We start from the raw sequence: 22,026 nt of genomic DNA on the forward strand, positions 1-22,026 counted from the left end.
TATTCTTATATAACATTTTTAATATGAGTAAAAAACAACTATGTTGTTATTCCAAGAATATGTCGATCTTTTATTCAGTTTACAAATATAATTTTGCAGATTTTTTTTGTTTATCCCAAATCTTTTTCCCCTCCAAATCAAGTTTTGTCCATTCATCATCCGTCAAATTAACATTCACCGCTGCTGTATTTTCCTCTAAATGTTGAACGGAACCCGTACCGGGAATGGGAACAATGATTTTTGAACGTTTTAATAGCCAGGCCAACGCTATCTGACGGGCTGAGGCGTGTTTTTTGTTCATAATTTCTTCAAGAACAGGACCAGTGAATTTCACACCCTGTTCCAAAGGTGCATAAGGTATGAAAGCGATATTATTTTCATCACAAAAATCAACAACGGCTTCTGATTCCCGATTAACCAGATTATATTTGTTCTGAACGGAAGCAACCTTGAAAAATTTTGACGCACGTTTAATCATCCCTACAGATACGGCAGATAACCCGACATGACCGATTAATCCCTCCTGCTGCATTTTGGCGATAGCTTCAAACTGTAATTCCGGAAAAGTATCTTCCCCCACACGATGCAATTGCCATAAACGGATTTGATCCAGTTTTAGACGACGCATACTCATTAAAACACATTGACGTAAATAATCTGGACTGCCAATGGGTCGCCAAATATCCGGCCCATGCCGGGTGTGCCCCCCTTTTGTGCCAATCAATACATTTTTCGGATAAGGATAAAGTGCTTCGCAAATTAATTCTTCGCTGATAAAAGGACCATAGCTATCTGCCGTGTCGATAAAATTAATCCCCAATTCTAGCGTACGATATAAAGTTGCAATAACTTCCTTACGATTTTCAGGTTCCCCCCATACACCTTTACCAACAATACGCATCGCACCAAATCCCATTCGATTGATCTTGATTTGGTGATCAAATTGAAAATTACCCGCTAAAGCCGCATCAATTGACTGCATTCTTTTTTCCTATCATAGATCATTCATTAATTATTAAAAATAAATGATTTATAAAATAAATACCACTTTAGAAAAATAAATTATCTATCAGAATGATATAAAGTAATATTTTTAATAATGAATTTTATTTATTCAGTATGAAATTTTATTAGATCATATTAAAAATAATTGCCGCAAATAAATCTAGAAATATTATTTTATTGTACATTAAAATCATAACCTTATATTTATTCTAATTTTAAACAAATTATTATGGCATTATAATTTAATCAGAGGTAATTCTCATTTAAACATATTTAATTTTTGAATGATGAAAGAATTTAAATGTTTTCGCTTCCACCTAAAATTATTCGTGATACAGAACTTGTTCTCGCCACCCATAATCCAAATAAGGTAAAGGAAATTCATCAATTACTTTCCAATTTTTCATTAAGAATTCATTCGGCAGGTGAACTTAACCTGACAGAACCTGAAGAAACAGGGACAACCTTTCATGAAAATGCCCGTTTGAAAGCTTTACAAGCCAGTTATGTCTCAAACATGATTGCTTTGGCAGATGATTCCGGTTTTTGCCTTAATGGATTGAATGGGGATCCTGGTTTATATTCTGCTCGTTGGGCGGGACCCCATAAGAATTATTCTATGGCCATGCAAAAAATACATGATAAATTACAGTCCATTCCTGATAAATCGGCTTATTTTATCTGTGTGCTATCCCTTGCATATCCAAACGGTAAAACATATGAATTTGAAGGAAAAGTTGACGGTAATTTTATTTGGCCTCCCCGTGGACAATACGGTCATGGATATGATCCCGTTTTTCAACCATTAAATAACTTGTTAACTTTTGCAGAAATGTCTGATTCGAAAAAAAATTCAATTAGTCACCGTGCTCTAGCTTTTCAAAAATTCATTCAGGCCTGTTTCTAACCCTTACCTCTATATAATCTATTGGAATGAAACATCCCAATAGATTTATTCCCTATCGATATCCCGTTTGGGTAATAACGCAGGAACAAATATTAATGTCGCCACCAATGTACATCCTAGGGATATCAATAGTAATAACCCCATACTCGCTGTTCCAGGATGGGCTGAAGCTGCCAAAGATCCAAAAGCCGTTCCAGTTGTTAAAGCTGAAAATAGAACCGCTCTAGCAGTTGGCGATGATAAGGGATTCGATAGTCCTTCACGCCAATTCATTACAAAATAGATATTAAAGGATACACCAACTCCAAGTAAAAGCGGTAATGTAATGATATTGGCAAAATTCAAAGGCTGATCGATTAAGACAATCACAATAATTGTCATAAGTCCTGACAATATCAAAGGCATTAATACAAGACACATATCCAATATTCGACGTAATGCGATAAATATAATGATGGCCAAAGTTATTATCGCCATAACCGCCGCAATAATAAAAGCATGAACCACTGTATTTGCACTTTCTATGATATCAACGGAAGTTCCGGCCGCTTCAGGAGCAACGGAACGAATTTGTTTAACAAACGTTGCAATTTGTTCATTATCAAGATTTGTGCCTTTTGGATAAATCTCTATCCTGTATAATCCATCTTTTGTTCGATATTCATTTGCCAACTTTTTGGGAACATCAGTTAAAGAAACGGCTGATGGCGTTAACATAATTTCCAGATGGTGCAATTGAAAACCAAGAAAACGAACCAGATCATCATTGATTTTCATGAGGTCATTATCAGACATATTGACAATTTTTTGCAATGCAAGACGTATTCTTTCCAATGGACTATCAGACGTCAGTATATTTTGCACCGAATTGAGTTTATCCAACATTTTTTGCATAGACTGACGTAATTCCAATGCTGATGGTCTAGATTTGATTGATGTGTTTGACAAAGTGTTTAACAAGACCGACGCTGCATCCCTGATCATTGGAATTTTAATTTTTTGATCCTCCGGAACAAAAGATCCAAGCCAAATAACATTTTGCACTGAAGAAAGCTGACCAATCTGATCTACGAGTTTTTTTGCCTCTTCAGGAGATTTAGCCATTACATCTGCTGTATAAGGATTAGTATTCGGATCATTCATCAATAGCTGTAAAGCCTTCATCCCTTCAGAATGGGTATCCTTGGTATGAAATGGGTCTGCATCAAAGCTGACCTTTTGATCAACCAGAAAGAAAATGCCGATAACAGCAATCACTGCATAAACAGCAAGGATATACCAACGATAATGTCGAAATTTATTATCCAAACTTTTCAATCTGGGAAAACCAGCCATAGCTTGAACTATTTTTGGCTGTAAAATTGTTAACATGGCTGGCAAAAGTGTTAACGTGCAGATCAAGGCAATAATCATACCCGTGCCAGCAATTAAGCCAAGCTGCTTAACCCCAACAAAATTTGTCGGAGTAAACGCCAAAAAACCTGCTGCTGCCGCAACAGAAGCTGTAAATATCTGATGACCTGTATCATATCCTGTTTTAGACAATGCCAATAAAGTTGATTGCCTTTTATTGGTATTGTCATCCGCTTGAATATCTTGCCCCCTGAAACGAACAGAAAACTGGATTGCGAAATCAACAGCAATACTGACAAACAAAATTGCGAAAGAAACGGATATAAGGTTTAACGTGCCCACCGCAATTGAAGCAAAACCTGTTGTAAGAATCAAACCGATCAATAACACATATAGTATGGGTAAAATAATACGCCAGGTTTTTACTGCAAGGAATAACCAGCCCGCAACCAATACAAAAGAGGCAAAAAGACCGAGAACCATGCCATCCATGACCGTGGAAAATTCCTCATCATTGATTTTTGCATCTCCTGTAATATGAATCTTCACATCTCCTCTTTGAACATATGATATGGAAGAAATTGCTTTTTTTAATGACGCAACAGCCTCCCCTGAAGGTTGCAAGGAGGTTAAATCCATTTTTGGTTTTGCCACTACGATTTGATATCGACCAGCCAAACTTGAAAGTTCTCCAGAAAGACTTTTCTCCCATGAAAAAGGTTCAAAATCTCTTTGTGATGCTTTCTCTAATGTTTTAGCAAATCCATTTAATTCATTTTTATACTGTTCCAGATCAACCTGATTTTCCTTAATACCTTCTACAACCATACCCAACGTATCAAATAATCCTCGTGCAGAAGTATCCGCGGCAAGACTACTCAAAAAAGGTTGTGCACGAATTATTGTATTCAATGTTTGATCCAACACTGGAGGATCAAGGAACATCAATCCGTTTTTAACAAGAAAAGGATTATTTTCTGGTGAACTAGCAAAATAAAAATGTTTTTTATCCTGATTTAACTGATTAACAAGGATTTCTGCACTTAATTCCCTTTCTTCCGGAATTTTGGCCTCAATAATCGCAACTAAAATTCCCTCTCGATTTGGGAAATTCTTTCCCATCCAGTCCGATCGCTGCTTCCAAGGCATTTTCGTGGAAAACATCTTGGTAGTATCAGTAGTTATATCCAGTTTCTTACTTGTTACAAAAATAGATACAATTGCCAGCAACAGATAAACTATAAAAACAAGCCATGCATGACGTGAGCAAAATTCAACAATCCGTCTAATCAATGCAGAAACCATTCCGGCAACACATCCTTTTCGTACAATACAGAAGAATTCAAGACTCTATAGATTTATAAATATGTTATATCTTTTAATTGATACAATAGAAGAAAATAGCTTTCATCTAAAAGCATTCAACATCCATTATATAAATCAATTTTGTAACAACTTATAAAAAAGGAATAACAATTCAGAAATTTTCATTATGGTTCGATTTCAATATTCTGAATTTTAAATTATTAACTCTTCCATATGACGAATTCTTCTGGCAGTTTATTTTTTTAAAACTGAAAAACATAACTACTCCTTTTTTTTATATATTTAAATCCCAAAAATAATAAAAATTCATTCAAGATATAATCAATGTTATGCAATTAATAATTATTCTCAATTGATATATAAAAAATGCAGCTTTTTTCTTTCTCGATAATTATATCAAGCCAATTACCAAGAAAAAATTAAATGATTGAAAAAATTAAATTTTTTGCAATAAAGCCAAGCTTTCAATACAGGCTGCCACAGCCTCGCGACCCTTATTCTCCTGATTTTCTTCAGAACGGATTTGTGCCTGTTCCGAAGTATAAGTGGTTAAAACACCAAAACTGATAGGAACTTCTGTATGCAAACTGGCCTGCATCAATCCGATAGTTGCACCCAGACTGATAAATTCAAAATGCGCTGTATCTCCCTTAATGACACACCCCAAACATACTACACCATCATATTTACCTGACTTGGCCAGTTTTTGTGCGATTAAAGGCAATTCAAAAGCTCCAGGTGCATAATATAAATCTTCTTGATAAAAAAGAATTTGATGTTCAGACAACCATTCCTGTGCTCCTCGACACAATCCATTCGTTACTGTTTGATTAAACCGGCTAACAACTATTGCAATCCGTGGTGGCTTGGAAAATGAAAAATTCTGTATTGATTGAGGAGCTTGTTTTATCATGTAAAAACCTTTATTCACTAGTTATAAACTCTAACTGAAATTTATATTTCAGATAAATGGGTTAAAAGATGCCCCATACGATCTCGTTTTGTTTTTAAATACTGACTGTTAAAAGGATTAGCATCAATTTCCAATGAAACACGATGACGAATTTCAAAACCCTGTTTTTTTATCATTTCAACCTTGCTCTTGTTATTCGTCATTAAATTTAAAGATTTGATACCAAGTTTTCTTAAGATGGCACCAGCAACTTTCCAGTCACGCATATCAGTCAAAAAACCCAATTGATGATTCGCTTCGACCGTATCAAACCCTTTTTCCTGTAATGCGTAAGCCTCAATCTTATTAAAAAGCCCTATTCCACGGCCTTCATGACCGCATAAATATAACAGAACACCACATTCGGATTCACCAATCATTTTCAAGGCCTGATGTAATTGGGGACCGCAATCACATCGCAAAGAACCAAACACATCCCCTGTCAAACATTCTGAATGCAGACGAACCAAGGGAATTTGTTCATTGGTTTGATAAAATGGAAAGTCTCCTTTCATAACGGCCAGATGTTCGTTACCCTTCAAGTCTACGAATGCCTGAACCTTAAAATCCTCTCCACCATAACAATTGGGTAAATGGGCTCTTGTTCCCGCTTTCACCAATGAAGATACGGAATCCAATTTTTTCGCGTCATACAGTTCACGCCAACGTATAATTTCAGCAATTGTAACGATTGGAATACCATATTTTTCAGCAAACTGACGAAGCTCCGGCATTCTTGCCATTGATCCATCATCTTTTACAATCTCACAAATTGCGGCAATAGGCTTCAATCCAGCGATTTTTAATAGATCAATTGAGCCTTCCGTATGTCCATTTCTGGATAAAACACCATTAGGATCGGCAATTAAGGGGAAAACATGACCGGGACAAATAATATCCTGCGCAGTGACGTCATCCCTTGCAACCACTTCAAAGGTTTTTGCACGATCCGAAGCAGAAATACCTGTTGTAATGCCCTCTTTTGCTTCTATAGAGACTGTAAAAGCTGTCTCATGTGGTGAGGTATTATGTTGAACCATTAACGGTAAACGAAGTTTCTGCGCCAGCTCACGTTGTAAAGGCATACAAAGTAAACCTTTGGCATTCGTAATCATAAAATTAACGATCTCAGGCGTAACAAATTGCCCGGCAGCAACTAGGTCACCTTCGTTTTCACGTCCCTCATCATCAACCAACAAAATCATCTGCCCATTTTGCAAGGCAGAAACAGCACGTTTCAATTCCGCACTTAAAGTTTGATTCACTTTTGAACTTGACATAGATTTTCCACGTATTTTGAAATGATATCAACCTCAATATTGACAATGTCATCAACCTTTAACAAACCGAGCCGTGTATGGTTCCAAGTATGCGGAATAATCATCAAATCAATCAGGAACTCATTTATTCCGTGATTTTCTTCGGCTATTTCTTTTATCCCGTTAATAGTTAAACTGACACCATCTATGGCTATTGAACCTTTTTCCACAACATACTTACGTAATGAAGAAGGTAAAGCGACAAATAATTGATGTGCCTCACCTTTCTGTTCAATTTTGAAAATACGGCCAGTTGCATCTACATGCCCCTGAACAATGTGACCAGAAAGCCGGGTGGAAGGTGTTACGGCCCGTTCCAGATTTACTTTCATATTTTCAATTAAAACATATAGATTCGTACGATCTAAAGTTTCTGAACTGATAAAAAAGGAAGCTTCATCATTCGTACCTAGTTTTGTCACCGTCAAACATACACCATTTACGGCAACACTTTCACCAAGAATCAAATCTGGTATACCAGTTTTAATCTTAATTTCCATAGCTTGAATTTTTAAATCCTGCTTTTCATATTTAACAGCTGAAACAACACCAAGAAACTCTATGATACCAGAGAACATAATGTGCCCTCCTTTCTTTTCGAAAAGTCAACAAAATTGAAATGGGATAAAAGTAATCGCGTAGGTGAAGCAAGGTGGTTAGAAATTAACTTTAACTGATCATCCCCTTTATTTTGTTTTCGAAATATAAGCCATTCATCCCAAAGTTTCTTTTGACGAATGACTTGCAATAACTGTGGCCCTCCTTCAACCATTCCCCACAATATATTATGATTATGTAATAAATATGGTAGATCATCAATTTTTGAACATGTAACAAGAGAAAAATTATTTTTTTCAGCATTTTTGATATAATTTACAGGGACAATTTCCTCTAGAGGCTTTTGCTGTTTAGTGCAAATAATCAACAAGCGTTTTCGATCCGGGTGATCAGGGACATAGCGCACGGTGAAAGAGGGATTATCCTCTTTAATTGTATTCACACCTGTTATAATCGCCTCAGTTCCACGCCGCAATTGATGAGCCTGACATAGGGATGTAAAAGAGGTGAATGTCTTTTTCCCTATTGGTGGGATCATGGAGCCTGCAACATCAAGAGCTTGTTTAACCGTTATCCAGGCTTTCCCTCTTGTCACAGATTGAATAAACGGAGCAATAAGATCCTCACATTTTTTTTGCCAGTAAAGAGATTTTTTACCGCAAAGATCTCTTAACAAAAAAACTTCTTTGCCGCCTTGTCTTAACCGTTCATTACCAGCACCACAAACATTAGGATTGGGATCAGCAACTCCCACCCATATACGACGGGCCGGAGTTCGCAATAATGATTCAGAACAAGGTGGCGTACGCCCTATATGATTGCAGGGTTCTAACGTTACTATAACATCATGAATTTTATTCCAAACACCTGCAACACGACATTGCCGCAATGCCAACGCCTCGGCATGTAGCTTACCTGCCTCATGATGGGCTGCAGTAGCAAGGATTTTACCCTGTTGATCTAAAATTACACATCCAACAGGAGGATTAGGCGCTGTCTGCCCAACATAAAGTAAAGCTTCGCGTATAGCATATGAAAAAGCATTAGAGATTGCTTCGGGTAAATCAATTCCCTCATTCATTTTTAATTGTTCAGCCTGTGAAACCGAACCTAAGCGTGCTTGCATTTCTAGTTCCTATCTCTAGACGCACGCGGGCACTCCATAACATACCTTCTTCACGTTATTAACGAAACGTAAAAGGTAAATTATATCGTTCTTTCTCATCCGGACTGTAACCGTCGGCTTTGGAATCGCACCAAAATCTGCTTGACCCTGCATTATTACAATACAGGCGCTCACGGGCTTAAGAACAAGATATTCTCTTACCGTCGGTGAGGAATTACACCTCGCCCCAAGAACGTCGTTATTTAATTATCATCCATTTACTGGACATCATTAAGATAAGCATTTTCATTCATGTAATCAAGTTTTTTCAGGATAAACACCCATTTCCTCAATGATAAATATTTTTTGATACTTAATTTTAAACATATTGTCTTTCCGAAACCCTAGCCCATTGTTGATACTGACCGTATATCCGTTCGTATTGTTCAGATAAATGCAAATCAGGTTTATAGATCTTGGATATAGGACTGGACATATGGTGCTGAGCTTCCAAAACTGAAGAATACACCTTTGCAGCTACGGCCCCTAAAATGGCGCCCCCCAAAGCGCAACACTGTTCAGAGTCTGACACTTTTATTTCACGTTTCATAATATCGGCACATGTCTGCATTATGATTGATGATTTTTTAGCAATTCCGCCAATTGCAATAATTGTGTTAATAGGTATATCCTGTTCTACAAAACATTCCATAATAGCCCTTGCACCACAAGCAGTAGAAACTATCAAGCTTCCAAAAACCGCAACTGCATCAGTGGCCAATGTTAATCCTGTAATTGTTCCTTTTAAACGCTGATTGGCATAAGGTGTTCGACGCCCATTAAACCAGTCAACTGCAATCGGTAAATATTCTAGATTCTTATTTTTATACCATTCTTCAGCTAGATTATTTAGCAAATCATGCTCAATTTCATAAAATTCTTGCAAATGTGTAAAATTATTACGTGCATAGAATTGCAAGGGCCAGCCTAAAAAACGTTGAAACCACGCAAAAATATCACCAAAAGCGGATTGTCCCGCCTCGAAACCGATATATCCCGGGACAATACTACCATTAACCTGTCCGCATATCCCCTTGATAAACCTACCTTTTACTTGCTCATTTTCAGCCGTTAACATATCACAAGTTGAAGTTCCTATGACCTTTACCAGATTATAGGGTTTAACACCCGCACCTATTGCACCGACATGGGAATCAATTGCCCCGCCTGAAACCGTCACATTTTCGTTTAAACCAAGTTTTTCCGCCCACTCCTTTGTTAACTTGCCAACAGCCATATCAGCAGTATAAGTCTCTTTAAATAACGGATAGGGTAATTCTTCAACCAGTACAGGATCTAGGTCTTTAAAAAACTCATAGGAAGGTAAACCGCCCCATTGTTCATTCCAAAGGCATTTATGACCAGCCGCACATCTGTTTCTTTTAATTATATGGGGTAAGGTTGTGCCTGTCAGCAACGCGGGAATCCAATCTGAACATTCAACCCAAGATACTGTGGCTTTTTTAACAGCCTCGTCATTTCTGAAACTGTGCAAAATTTTTGACCAAAACCATTCTGATGAATAAACTCCCCCACATCCTTTTAAAAAAACAGAATATGCTGGTTTTTGACATAATCGATTAATTTCTTCCGCCTCTTCAATAGCGGTATGATCTTTCCATAAAATAAACATTGCATTTGGATTTTCTGAAAAATCAGGCCGTAACGCAAGAATTTGACCATGCCTATCCAAAGGTGCAGGACTGGATCCTGTCGCATCAACTCCAATAGCAACAATATTTTTAGCGACACCACCCAATTGTTTTACGACTGAGCAAACAACCTCTGTTAATGATTCCATAAAATCCAGAGGATGTTGCCGAAATCGATTTAGAATAGGATTACAGAACAACCCCTTTTTCCAGCGTGGATAATATGTGATACTTGCTGCAAGCTCTTCACCATTTTGACAATCTACAGCCAGAGCGCGAACGGAATCGCTACCAAAATCAAGACCTATTGCAATTTTATGAGGCATATATTGTATATCCATGGAAAATAATTGGAAAACAAAACTGTTTTCATATAATCCCCCTTCACTTCATGATTATCAATTTAATTTCAAGCAATCAAAAAAAATTGATTTTTATTATAAAAATTAAAAATATTAACTTTTTTGTATTTTTTTCTTGAAATTAAATCTAAAATCAGGCATAGAACTGCACGTGTTGATTGTATATTGCCGGATTAGCACAGTGGTAGTGCAGCGGTTTTGTAAACCGAAGGTCGGGGGTTCAAATCCCTCATCCGGCACCACAAACATAACAAAATCGATATGTGGAATTTTAATATAGTGTGATCAATTATAATTCACCTAACAATTTATTATAGAAATAAGTTATTATTTCAACGTGTAAAAAATTATTGATCAATATAAACAGCCAATAATTTTGTATATCTTTTATTCGCTACCAAATTTAATAATAATCAATAAGCATTGTATAATTGATTAATCATAATTTACAGTTATATTTACATGTTTTGTGAACATTTTATCCATTGTTCAAGACAATATTCTATCAAAAAATTATAATTTCATTTAACATGAATTAGAATTATTATTTATTCAAATAAATATATATTTATTCTTTATTATTGTCATAAAAATTAATTATTATTAAGTAATAAATATAACGATATATAAATTATTGACTATTAGTATTGATATTCACAATTAATTTTGCTAGATTGATTTAGGTAAGGTAAAAAAGGCCTTTATTTCTAAATAAAAATTATTTAAAACCTTTTGAAATTTTTAGTTAGATGTTGTGTCAATAATAAAGGAGGTAATTCTTTTTTTACCTTACCTTATTGATTATATACATTTTATATAAAAAAATCTATAAAAATCATACATAAAATAATTATTTTTAAATTATTAATCTAATAATTTCTTTTATATTATTTAATTAATATTACATATTTTATGTTTTATATTCATAGATTATTTTTGATCTATTTTAACAGTTTATGGCTTATTGAAAATGATCATAATTCTTCAAATTACTTTACCTAAATTGATACTATAGTATTTTTTATGATACTGAGCCATTGCAACAGTAATTCCTTAATTCAAATATAAAATACGACATATTGCCACAACAAAAAATGATTACCTATTAATATATCAGGTTTCGGTAATCCCTAACTATCTAAATTAAAATTTTTTGCAATGTATATTAATACATATATTAAAGATTGGCGTTTAGTATTGTTTAAAAAAATATTGCAAATGTCATAATAAGTTGCTGCTTCCATCTGACAAATACTTAATGCTGGTCCATTACCCATTTGTTTTAAATAAGTAAAATTACCTGAATATCCTTCAACCAAACAATTACTCGTAACCTAATGATTATCAGTGCGTTATTTCCAAAGACCAAAATAATTTAAAATTGACATGATAACACAATATTTAAGGTGATTTAAACAAATACCCCCGTTGTTTTTAATATAAAAATTTACCTTTAAAAATAAAAAAAGCCCACCATTAAGGTGGGCATAAAATTATTATAAAAATTTAATGTATGATTTTATAAAATAAAATCATAATTAATTGATTGTCTAAAAATCTGACAAAGCGACACGTTTCCATTTATTCGATTCTACACAAACATAATGATAGTTTGAATCATCTTTTATATCTCCCGCTTTACAAGGGGCGGATGATGAAGATGGTGTTGAAAGCATAACATGCAAGTTATTTGCGGTAATATTTCCAGTTGTAATAACATTGCCCACAAATTTATAGTTATTACCACCATGATGATCTGTAAAATAAAATGTATTTTTCTCTAGATGGTTACCCCATGGGTCAATATTCGCATATCTGTTATAATAAAAATTAATATCTCTATTATCTGGATTACTATCTCCTGTATTAAAACGAATTGAACCTGTCGCAGGTAAAATCATAAAAGGCGTTTGAAGATATGATACATCTATAAATGGACTACGGATATGTGCCGTTATTTCTTTGTTACCATTTAAACCGGCAACCCCATTATTTACATTTACTTGTGACTTTAATATTGCATTATCCACAATATTGTTGACAGATTTACCATGAACTGTAAGTTCATTATTTACAATCACATTACTATTCTTATCTACAATTAAGCCTAATTTCGTCTTATCTCCATGTCCGGATCCAAGAGCAATACCACCTATATAACCCAATGGATCATAAATAACTTGTCCTAATACTGAACATTTTCCATTTTGATTACATGTGGGTGAATAATTAGATTGTAATCCATTATTAGATTTTGTCATTCCTAGATGTAATGAATTATTAGCGGGTCCATCATTAGACATAAAGGAAAATAATTGATAAGAAGAACTACTAGTTTTTGCCTGTCCCAACGCTATCATAACCTGCTCACCATTAATTGCATTCAAAGCTTTAGAAGGCCATACCCATTTATATACTCTAAACCCACCATCTGTATCAATCGGTATTCCACCATCTTCCCATTCACCATCAATCCTTAACCCTATGGGCATTTTACTGAATCCAGCTAACCACATCATATAACTACCAGCAGTCAAACGATGATTACTGCCTCCCCATGACATTGTTAATCCATGACTATTTATTGAATAATCATGATCTGAATACATCCAAAAATCCCATTGATTATCATAAGTTCGTGTAATTGAATCAGTCTTAGAAGCATCATTAGTTTGTAACATATACGTATTAAAGTTCTTGTTACTCAGCCCTAAAAATAAAGCTGGCTGACTATAATGATGAAAATTGGAATTATGTTTCATTTTCAATGTTCTTGGATCTGTATAGCTTATTTTATAATCCAATTGATCTCCCTTATTACTTCCAGGAACACCATCTGATCCTTCATAAATGTTTGAAAACATTTTTAAGTTTTTCCACAATCCCTTACCTCCAGCACCTGGGTAATAATAAGTTTCAACATTTAACTGAGTATAGGTATGTTTTTTATCTTCACTTATATTCCCTTTTGGAGATCCAACAGATCCGGAATAATATCCATAATAGTAATTTGGCATATCTATAGCATCATTAATTGATTTTTTATCTTCTATGACAGACATACCATTCGCAATATTCGTCCAAAGAGCCATTCTCATAGAAATCATATTCATTTCCTGTTGGGAAAGCGCTGGATAAATTTCAGTTCCATTTTTATATGGTTTTATAGCATAAGCTCTCCCATCAGCAGAGTAAATTGTTATCCTCACTTGACTTAAAGCCTTTATAGATTTTTTTAATTTATAACCTCTAGCAAGTTCAACTGGTATAGTATTTTTTTCAGAATCATATGGACCAGGCAATACTTTAACAGATGATACAGTTTCACCCTTATCATTTAAAAATTCAGTCCCTGTCATTTTACAACCACTGACATCAGTTATTGCGACACCACATCCGAAAATTCCGTGAATAACGAATTTTGTGCTTCCTGCTGTTACATCAGATACTATTGTGTAATCATTTCCTTGTACAGCATAATCATGATTACCATCACCCTCTTTTACTAATTTATTACCACCTATGACATCAATAGGAGAATTATTAGAAGTACGAATATCCACATTGACACCATCAGTCAATCCTGCACCTGAACGATGCCACCCTTGTGGTCCAGACATATCCGTAAATTGATAACAGGACCCTCCCAGATCTCCTCCTGAAATATTTTGACAACTAGCTTTTAAACCAACCTTAGAATCCAGTGATTGTCCACCAAGCATTAATGTATTTCTAGCAATATTTACATTATCGAAACCTGAATATCCATCATCAACAACAACCAAAGGTGCATTATTACCATTATTATAAGGTGTCTTAGGCAAATAAGTGGCATAAAGCGCTTTATTGACTTTATCTACAGCATTTTGTACAGATTTACCATTAACTAATATTGAAGAGGCCGAAATCAGCCCTGTGGCCTCTACATTGCCTACAAATTTATAATTATTACCACCATGATGATCTGTAAAATAAAATGTATTTTCCTTTAGATGGTTACCCCATGGGTCAATATTCGAATATCTGTTGTAATAAAAATTAATATCTGTATTATCTGGATTACTATCTCCTGTATTAAAACGAATTGAACCCGTATTTGGCAATAACATAAATGGTGTATATATCATTTGGCTATTAATATTAGCTGTTACTTCTTTATTACTGTTTAATCCCGCCACTCCATTAGCTGCATTTATTTGTGACCTAGTCACATAATCTTCCGCATAACTAAGGTTACATAAATTTATCAAGGGATATGATAATATCCCCAATGTGAATATCGTTTTAAAATTCATATTTTTTACTTTTTGAATATTTCTAAATAGGTTTTTTAAATTATCAATACGAAATTTTACTTTCTATAGATCCGTAATTTTAAGAATTTTTAGATTAAGTATTTTATTAATGAAAATTATAAAATTGATAATTATAGTATAAAATTAATATCAAGAGAATTAATCGCGATTTATTTTTAATATAACTTCTTTATTATTATAAAGATTGATTTTTATATAATTTTTTAATATCATGTATTTTTGATTATAAAAGCCTATCATTAAGATAGACTTTTATAAATATTTATTATTCAACTGTTTAATATAATTATTTAAAAATTAGATAATGCAACACGTTTCCATTTGTTTGGCGCAACGCATACATAGTGATAATTTGCATCATCTGCAAACTCTCCTGATGCACATGGAGCTGATGATGAAGATGGCGTGGACAATACACCAATAAACTTTCGTGATGAAATGGAGCCCTTTGCAGTAAATTGATCACTTTCCATACTATTTGCCTTAACAGTGCCATTAAATCTATAATTATTACCATATCTATTATTCGTGAAATAAAATGTATTGGCATCTAATAGATTGCCCAAGTCATCTCTATTACCAACATCACGATTATAAAACATATCAATCATGTTATTATTCGTATCAGGACTATTAGTTACGAAACGTAAAATATTGTTTTTATTATTAAGCTGAAGAAAATTAGTATTAATACTATTGTTATTAGATTGACCAGTTACCGATAAATTTTTATTTATAAAAACATTAGCATCCTTGTCTACAACCAATCCTAATTTAGCTTTATCTCCATGACCAGAACCTAATCCAATACCACCTATATAACCCAACGGATCAAAAAATATCTGACCTAAAACAGCACATTCTTTATTCTCGTTACAAGTTGGTGATTGATTCCAGGCTAGGTTCTGAAGGGGATCAGTAGAATTTTGCTTCGTTAAACCCAAATGCAATGAATTATTTCGCTTGTTATCTACATTACCATCATTAGACATAAATGTCATAAGTTGGTATGAAGCCTGATTGGTTTTTATTTGTCCCAAACCAGATATGCTCATAACATCATTAATATTTTGCAGATAGGGAGATGCTCCTAACATAGTCCATTTATACAAAAAGAAACCTGCATCAGTTTCAAAAGACTTGCCACCATATGGCCAAATACCATCAATTTTCAACCCCAATGGCATATTATTGAATCCAGCCATACGCAACATATAGCTTCCTTGAGCCAATGGGTGTCCACCTCCGGAAAAGACCATGGTAAGTCCACGCACAGATGCTTGTCCATCATGATCTTGATTCATAGGAAAATCCCATTCATTATCAAATTCACGGGTAATTGAATCAGGACTTTTATTGAATGATTGTTGAGTGTAAAGATTAAAATTCTTTTGAACCATTCCTAAAAACAGGGCGGGTTTTTGATAACGATGATAATTACTATTATAAATATAATTTATATTATTTATTTGTTCCGGTCTTACAACTGCAGGAATATTAACTTTATCAAAACAATCTGGTCGATTACCAATATGCAATCTCTTTTGTAGTTCCTCATTATCATTTAACTGGTTTTTTGTTAAACAAGCATAGGAAAGTTTATAATCCAGCTGATCATTAACATTTAAGCCTGGAGATTTTAAATTGGGATCATCATTAAGCGGATGCTTGTTATTCTTCCATTTTACCAAGTCACCAGCTAAACCTGGATAACTAAAAGATCTCATAAATATCTTGGTTACTTTATTTTGTCTTATGGCGAGATCTTTTTCTTCATCTGTTTTTGTTTTATCTGCTTGAATAGCGTCAATATTGGCTTGATTTAAAACAGTATCGCTAAACCCATCAGCATATCCATAATAATAACCGGGCATGTCTGTATTACCACTGTCTTCATTGGTTCCATTTTCAACACTGGCCATCCCATTGGCGATATTAGTCCATACAGCCATACGCGCGTGCGTAAGATTTCTTTCTTTTTCTGATAAAGATGGATAAATTGCCGCATATTGAGAACCATTGTTATCTTCAGAAAAATCAATAGCATATGCTGTACCATCAGCAGCATAATATATAATTTCTAATTTTTTATCTGGAGTTAAAATATCCTTCAAAGCATAACCATCATTAATATTTACTTCTGTCGTATTGTTTGAAGGGTTATAAAAACCGGGCGTAACTTTTACAGAATTAGATATTTTCCCTGCATTGTTTACAAAATTGATACCCCTCAATTCACAACGTGATCTGCTTTCACCCAACCCACATCCAAAGGTTCCTTTGATAACAAATTTTGTTGCACCAGCCGGAACATTAGATATTACCGAATATTCATTACCTTTAACAATATATGAACCATCGCTATTTTTAACCAATGTATTCCCGCCTATTGAATCCATAGGAGAATTATCCATTGTTCGCATATCCATATTAATACCATCAGTCACTCCAGAACCGCTACGATGGTATGCTTGTGGACCGCTCATATTTGTAAATTGATAGCAAGACCCACCTTGATCTCCTTGTCCGGTATTTTGGCAGGTAGCTTTTATTCCAACTACAGAATTGCGACTACGCCCTCCAACCATTAACGTATTGGGTTTAATATTTCCCCAATCATACCCTGCTTGACTCAAAAATATTAAATTGGCATTATTCCTATCATCATTATACGGATCAACTGGTTCAATCCCCCCTGGAATGGGTTTATTTAATACATGTCCATTAATCTCAATACCACCAGCTTTAACGGTTCCATTGAATCGGTAATTATTACCATATTTATTATTCGTGAAATAAAATGTATTCCCCTCTAATGGATTACCAAAATCATCCTTATTATTACCATCCAGATTATAAAACATATCAATCGCATTATTATTAGTATCAGGACTGTTGGTAATAAAACGCAAACGATCACCATGTCTTGGGAGTTCAAAATGTTCACTGTTGAACGATGAAGCCTTGACTGTCCCGTTAAATCGGTAATTATTGCCGTATTTATTATTCGTGAAATAAAATGTATTCCCCTCTAATGGATTACCAAAATCATCCTTATTATCACCATCCGCATTATAAAACATATCAATCTCATTATTATTAGTATCAGGACTGTTGGTAATAAAACGTAAACGATCATTTTTTTTATTTAACTGAATAAAATTACTATTTATTGAATTATTTTTTATTCTATCATTATTTATATTGGCCGTTATTTCTCCATTCTTGTTTAAACCAGCCACTCCATTGGCTACATTTATTTGAGATTTAGCCACATAATCTTCTGCATATGTAATATGAGAAAAATTTATAATAGGGGAAGATACAACCCCCAGCATTAAAAGAAATTTTAAATTCATTTTTTTGGCTTTGTAATATATTAATAAATAATTTTTTGTGATATCATTATTTTTTAATGTTTAAAATTTTACATAAAATAAATGCTAGAAATTAAATAATTTCAAATATTTACTGTAAAATCTCTACACATTTAATATATTATTATTTAAAAATGATGCATTCAATATTAATTTTATTTAAGAAATAATTTTATTAAATTAATATTTTTTATTTTTTACACAAAATTTTTATAATAACACATATCATCCGTATAATCATACTTAATGGAATAGATATAGCTATTACAGGAATAACCCATGGATCATGTAATCTAATCCATTCAACATTATTTTGCCACCACCATTTAATTAATTCATAAATTGTATTCATAAACCTGCTCTACTCCTGACAATATACGTGTCAGAGCGTAAAGGTTAATCAAAGCAAATATTCCCCAGGCAAATAAACAAAAATGCGATTGTGATCCATAAACAAAATTGTTTAATGTTTCCCAAATAAACATGGTTGATGCAAAAAAAGCTGCAATGGCCCGTCCCAACAGGCTTTCATATGATAAAGCCGCAAATTGGACAAATCCTATAAAAATAAATAAACTATACCAAACTTGGTTGGATATAATTTTTAAATAGCCTTGGATAAAAAATGGATGAAGAATTTCGCTTTCCGGTATTATAAGCACATAAATACCGGCACTTAAAAGTAAGATCGCACTCCACCATTCTGCAAACCAATGTTCATGATGATAAAGAGATCTATATAATTTTCTTCTCATCATTTTTTCCTGATATTTGCGTGTTTTTTTTAGGAAATTTAAAAGATGCCAGAAAATTGATAAATGACCATAATTTATGTGATCTATTCTTGTTATCTGGCTCTTTCCAAAATCTAGTAACCAATGTGCATAACGTTACACTTAACGTAAGTAACGCTATCAAGTTGAAAGTTACATTGCCCGGTAAAATATTCATGAAATATTGTAATGCTTGTGATAAAAGATCGGTTTCAACCATTTGCTCAAACCTTGAAAAATTTGATAATCACCTTATTCAGGTGATTATTGAATAAAATTAAGTTTTCAACTTGCTTCTAACATTTCTTGTTGACATAAAGCTCCAACAAATAACGAAGGATCTGGCTATTAATTTAAAAAAGATTATCAGCAGTCAGAAATTTCGAATTAGAATTGATATAAAACAATTTAACATTATAAATATCTTATCTGGCAAATAACCTGAAATTTTATCAAGGATAATGTGCAAGTTATTCAGATTGACATATAATGCTTCACTAACCTTTTTGTTTTTAAATTGTTATTAATTGTTTTTATCACCCAATACATAATAATATAAAATATTTATAATTTTATATTAAATTTAATGTAGTTCTAACTTTATTTAATCCTAAAGAAAACGATGAAAATTCCTGAATTTGTGAAGACCAATAACCTAACAATTTTATTCTGTCCCCCTTTTTTACAATTCTTTTCAATTGACCTTTAATATTATTAGTCACAATAACGGGTTCTGGTTCAATAACTATCTCCTTAAAATTTATCATTTCATCAATAACATTTATCGAACCTTGATAGAAAAATGAAATGGAAGGATTTATTAGTTTTCCACCTCTTAAGGCTAATTCCGCTACTGATTTTCTACTGCCACCTATTGTAATGTGAAAAATTTTGCTATTATCACTTTTACCCTCAGTTATTTTTTTCACGTTACTGTCATAATAGATCATATCACGATCAAATAACGAAATTGGAAATTTCGTTTCGTTTATATCATAAAAACAATCATTTTCAGAAATTGATTTTATATCATAAGAAACATCTCCTGAAGAGATATAATAATTATTACTTGATCGACTCATTGTATCATTATATAGACTGTATCCATAAATTTCAGAATTTTTTATTCCGCAATTTTTTTCCAGATACAATCCCGTGCCATATTGATAAGTTCTAAAAATAATTATATTATCTAAGACCGCTCCGTTTTTTAATCTTATCTCATTCCAATTGACTAAATTTAAGGGTTCATTTCCTCTGTATATCTCGTCACCGTTATCAACACGATAAACATTAACCAAGACAGGATATCCTTCTTTATCAAGAACAATATTTTCAGAGCTATCTTTCACTTCCTCAACATCTATTACTAAATTGTTGTTGGTTGAGTCTCCTAAATACATCAATGTTTTATTGGAAATAAATCTTTGTTTACTATGTTCCTTAACCCATGAAATTATTTCACCTGTATCCATTGCATTATTATATAAACATTTACTTTTATCTTCAAATGACCAGTAAGATGGATGAGATACTGGACTACCTTCTGACAATAATGGAACAATTGGACAAATAAATTCAGCGTTATTGTAACCTTTTAATCCTATAGGATACCCATCAGTTCCAAACCAAAAAGAATTATCTCCCGAGGAATAATCCTTTGTACTTGTACACGTTTTGCTTGTTAAACAAAATTTAGCTTTCACTTCTCCCACAACTATCAAGGTATCTTTTAAGGATATTGCATTATTATACAATTCAATCATGCTACTTGAATACGTGTTATGATATGATTTACCCCTTGATATCACATTTCTATAAAATATATTCGAATATGAAATTTTTGCATTTTCCTCAATGACCAAAACATATGGTTCTTGTCTTTCATTATTTACATTCGTTAATAAACTGATCCCTGACACTTCGGTACCGGATGATATTGTCACATCTACATCAATCAAAATTACTGGCCCTGCATAAGCTTCCACAATTTCTTCTGTAAAAACGTAATCATTATTAATAGCTTTTTTTAAATACTTATTAGAAATTGTATCAAACCAGGCAATTTTACCTTTATTGATACCTTGCTTGATTTTGACAGTCTTCCAATTGCCTGAATCTATAATTGGATATTCACGTTTGAGAAAAAAGGATTCTAAATCTGTTTTATTATCCACCTTTATTTGATTATCTCTTGTTTCTTCAGAAACTAAGTCTAAATTTTCTTTAAGAGGTTTAATGTAAGAAGTGATTTCCTGCTGATCAACCACTTCTATAATTTCATTAACTTTATTCAGCTCATTGTTGATTGCCATATCAATGTTAAAAAAAGTTTCCGCTTCTACTATAGGAACATATTTTTTTCCTGATATGTCACCAAAAGAAATATCATAATTAATATCCAAAATCCCGTCTTCAGGAACGACCCATTCACCAGTTTCTTTATCGAAACACTTAATCCCGTTTCCATCAATTCTACTATTTTTATCAAAAAGAGGTGTCCAATTATCAATTGCTTTCTCACGATCAGATCCAATTGCAACACATTTAACGTCTAAATCATTATTTTCTTTTTTTTCTTGATAAATATTTGTAAATGTTGAAAAGGATACATTATTTAAAACTTTATCGACGACTTTACCCAAAGAGGCATCCTGATGGGATGGAGTTGGGACTTTTATGGTATAATCCAGCATTTCAGCGGATAATTTACCCGCGCCATCTGTTCCGACCTTTCCGCCATCTGACTGAATTGACTTGACGTTGAGTTCAGTTGATCCGTCATTCGTATAGCTGTCCCCCTTTTCTCCCTTGGGAATGGAGAACTCGAGCACGGCGGTATTTTCTGATCCTGAATTGCGAACGGATGCCTGGACATCCGGATCTGTGGTGGTCACGGTTCCTATACGTATGGTAGCTGCGGCCCCCTCTTTTCCGATCGGGCCCACATCCCCCTTCTCC

Annotated in this window: 13 protein-coding genes, 1 tRNA gene and 1 riboswitch; of the genes, 2 read left to right on the forward strand and 12 right to left on the reverse strand. The window is 33.6% G+C overall.

Annotated elements, in window-relative coordinates; genetic code table 11:
• Positions 1 to 79 precede the first annotated feature (79 nt).
• Positions 80 to 982 (reverse strand): aldo/keto reductase, encoded by a 903-nt coding sequence (locus H3T44_RS05805; protein ID WP_198196523.1) that lies wholly within the window; start codon positions 980 to 982, stop codon positions 80 to 82.
• Positions 983 to 1,306: 324 nt separating this feature from the next.
• Between H3T44_RS05805 and rdgB the strand changes: the two genes are divergently transcribed.
• Positions 1,307 to 1,912: an RdgB/HAM1 family non-canonical purine NTP pyrophosphatase gene (gene rdgB, locus H3T44_RS05810; RefSeq protein ID WP_198196524.1), complete on the forward strand. Its 606-nt coding sequence runs from the start codon at positions 1,307 to 1,309 to the stop codon at positions 1,910 to 1,912.
• A gap of 45 nt (positions 1,913 to 1,957) precedes the next feature.
• Here the strand turns inward: rdgB and H3T44_RS05815 are convergent, their stop codons facing one another.
• The 6 genes from H3T44_RS05815 to H3T44_RS05840 all read right to left on the reverse strand — a co-directional run bounded on the left by H3T44_RS05815 (position 1,958) and on the right by H3T44_RS05840 (position 10,563).
• Positions 1,958 to 4,570, reverse strand: coding sequence for an MMPL family transporter (locus tag H3T44_RS05815; RefSeq protein ID WP_198196525.1), 2,613 nt, complete (start codon positions 4,568 to 4,570; stop codon positions 1,958 to 1,960).
• A 457-nt stretch (positions 4,571 to 5,027) separates the two neighbouring features.
• Complete coding sequence (gene ribH / locus H3T44_RS05820) at positions 5,028 to 5,504, reverse strand: 6,7-dimethyl-8-ribityllumazine synthase (RefSeq protein WP_198196527.1); 477 nt, start codon at positions 5,502 to 5,504, stop codon at positions 5,028 to 5,030.
• Between the two features lie 41 nt (positions 5,505 to 5,545).
• A complete protein-coding gene (gene ribB / locus H3T44_RS05825) occupies positions 5,546 to 6,823 on the reverse strand; it encodes a 3,4-dihydroxy-2-butanone-4-phosphate synthase (protein ID WP_198196529.1) in 1,278 nt (425 codons plus the stop codon).
• The gene (locus H3T44_RS05830) at positions 6,805 to 7,440 is read right to left on the reverse strand and encodes a riboflavin synthase (protein ID WP_122123206.1); all 636 of its coding nucleotides are present in this window, start codon (positions 7,438 to 7,440) and stop codon (positions 6,805 to 6,807) included. The genes ribB and H3T44_RS05830 overlap by 19 nt, the downstream gene beginning before the upstream one ends.
• Positions 7,422 to 8,546: a bifunctional diaminohydroxyphosphoribosylaminopyrimidine deaminase/5-amino-6-(5-phosphoribosylamino)uracil reductase RibD gene (gene ribD / locus H3T44_RS05835; RefSeq protein WP_230882825.1), complete on the reverse strand. Its 1,125-nt coding sequence runs from the start codon at positions 8,544 to 8,546 to the stop codon at positions 7,422 to 7,424. Before ribD ends, H3T44_RS05830 begins: the two co-directional genes overlap by 19 nt.
• An 83-nt stretch (positions 8,547 to 8,629) precedes the next feature.
• A riboswitch (FMN riboswitch) is annotated at positions 8,630 to 8,784 on the reverse strand.
• A 120-nt stretch (positions 8,785 to 8,904) separates the two neighbouring features.
• Positions 8,905 to 10,563: a ribulokinase gene (locus tag H3T44_RS05840; protein WP_198196530.1), complete on the reverse strand. Its 1,659-nt coding sequence runs from the start codon at positions 10,561 to 10,563 to the stop codon at positions 8,905 to 8,907.
• A gap of 203 nt (positions 10,564 to 10,766) precedes the next feature.
• Between H3T44_RS05840 and H3T44_RS05845 the strand changes: the two genes are divergently transcribed.
• Positions 10,767 to 10,841, forward strand: a tRNA-Thr gene (locus tag H3T44_RS05845).
• Between the two features lie 1,308 nt (positions 10,842 to 12,149).
• On the opposite strand, the gene H3T44_RS05850 is transcribed toward H3T44_RS05845, so the two are convergent.
• The 5 genes from H3T44_RS05850 to H3T44_RS05870 form a co-directional block, all read right to left on the reverse strand.
• Positions 12,150 to 14,894, reverse strand: a complete 2,745-nt coding sequence (locus H3T44_RS05850) for a hypothetical protein (RefSeq protein WP_199276114.1) — start codon at positions 14,892 to 14,894, stop codon at positions 12,150 to 12,152.
• Between the two features lie 311 nt (positions 14,895 to 15,205).
• On the reverse strand, positions 15,206 to 18,274 hold the full coding sequence (locus H3T44_RS05855; protein WP_198196532.1) for a hypothetical protein: 3,069 nt from the start codon (positions 18,272 to 18,274) through the stop codon (positions 15,206 to 15,208).
• Positions 18,275 to 18,627: 353 nt separating this feature from the next.
• The gene (locus tag H3T44_RS05860) at positions 18,628 to 19,050 is read right to left on the reverse strand and encodes a hypothetical protein (RefSeq protein WP_233335908.1); all 423 of its coding nucleotides are present in this window, start codon (positions 19,048 to 19,050) and stop codon (positions 18,628 to 18,630) included.
• Positions 19,028 to 19,285, reverse strand: a complete 258-nt coding sequence (locus H3T44_RS05865; RefSeq protein ID WP_198196533.1) for a hypothetical protein — start codon at positions 19,283 to 19,285, stop codon at positions 19,028 to 19,030. The genes H3T44_RS05860 and H3T44_RS05865 overlap by 23 nt, the downstream gene beginning before the upstream one ends.
• 352 nt (positions 19,286 to 19,637) lie before the next feature.
• On the reverse strand, positions 19,638 to 21,899 hold the full coding sequence (locus tag H3T44_RS05870) for a hypothetical protein (RefSeq protein ID WP_232347526.1): 2,262 nt from the start codon (positions 21,897 to 21,899) through the stop codon (positions 19,638 to 19,640).
• Positions 21,900 to 22,026: the final 127 nt, after the last annotated feature.

Origin of the sequence: Commensalibacter sp. M0355, assembly GCF_016101365.1 — a bacterium.
GTDB classification, from domain to species: Bacteria; Pseudomonadota; Alphaproteobacteria; order Acetobacterales; family Acetobacteraceae; genus Commensalibacter; species Commensalibacter melissae.

Excerpts from the sequence above, each read along its gene's own strand:
- H3T44_RS05805 (WP_198196523.1), bottom strand. The coding sequence starts at position 982 with ATGCAGTCAATTGATGCGGCTTTAGCGGGTAATTTTCAATTTGATCAC.
- rdgB (WP_198196524.1), top strand. The coding sequence starts at position 1,307 with ATGTTTTCGCTTCCACCTAAAATTATTCGTGATACAGAACTTGTTCTC.
- H3T44_RS05815 (WP_198196525.1), bottom strand. The coding sequence starts at position 4,570 with ATGGTTTCTGCATTGATTAGACGGATTGTTGAATTTTGCTCACGTCAT.
- ribH (WP_198196527.1), bottom strand. The coding sequence starts at position 5,504 with ATGATAAAACAAGCTCCTCAATCAATACAGAATTTTTCATTTTCCAAG.
- ribB (WP_198196529.1), bottom strand. The coding sequence starts at position 6,823 with ATGTCAAGTTCAAAAGTGAATCAAACTTTAAGTGCGGAATTGAAACGT.
- H3T44_RS05830 (WP_122123206.1), bottom strand. The coding sequence starts at position 7,440 with ATGTTCTCTGGTATCATAGAGTTTCTTGGTGTTGTTTCAGCTGTTAAA.
- ribD (WP_230882825.1), bottom strand. The coding sequence starts at position 8,546 with ATGCAAGCACGCTTAGGTTCGGTTTCACAGGCTGAACAATTAAAAATG.
- H3T44_RS05840 (WP_198196530.1), bottom strand. The coding sequence starts at position 10,563 with ATGCCTCATAAAATTGCAATAGGTCTTGATTTTGGTAGCGATTCCGTT.
- H3T44_RS05850 (WP_199276114.1), bottom strand. The coding sequence starts at position 14,894 with ATGAATTTTAAAACGATATTCACATTGGGGATATTATCATATCCCTTG.
- H3T44_RS05855 (WP_198196532.1), bottom strand. The coding sequence starts at position 18,274 with ATGAATTTAAAATTTCTTTTAATGCTGGGGGTTGTATCTTCCCCTATT.
- H3T44_RS05860 (WP_233335908.1), bottom strand. The coding sequence starts at position 19,050 with ATGATGAGAAGAAAATTATATAGATCTCTTTATCATCATGAACATTGG.
- H3T44_RS05865 (WP_198196533.1), bottom strand. The coding sequence starts at position 19,285 with ATGGTTGAAACCGATCTTTTATCACAAGCATTACAATATTTCATGAAT.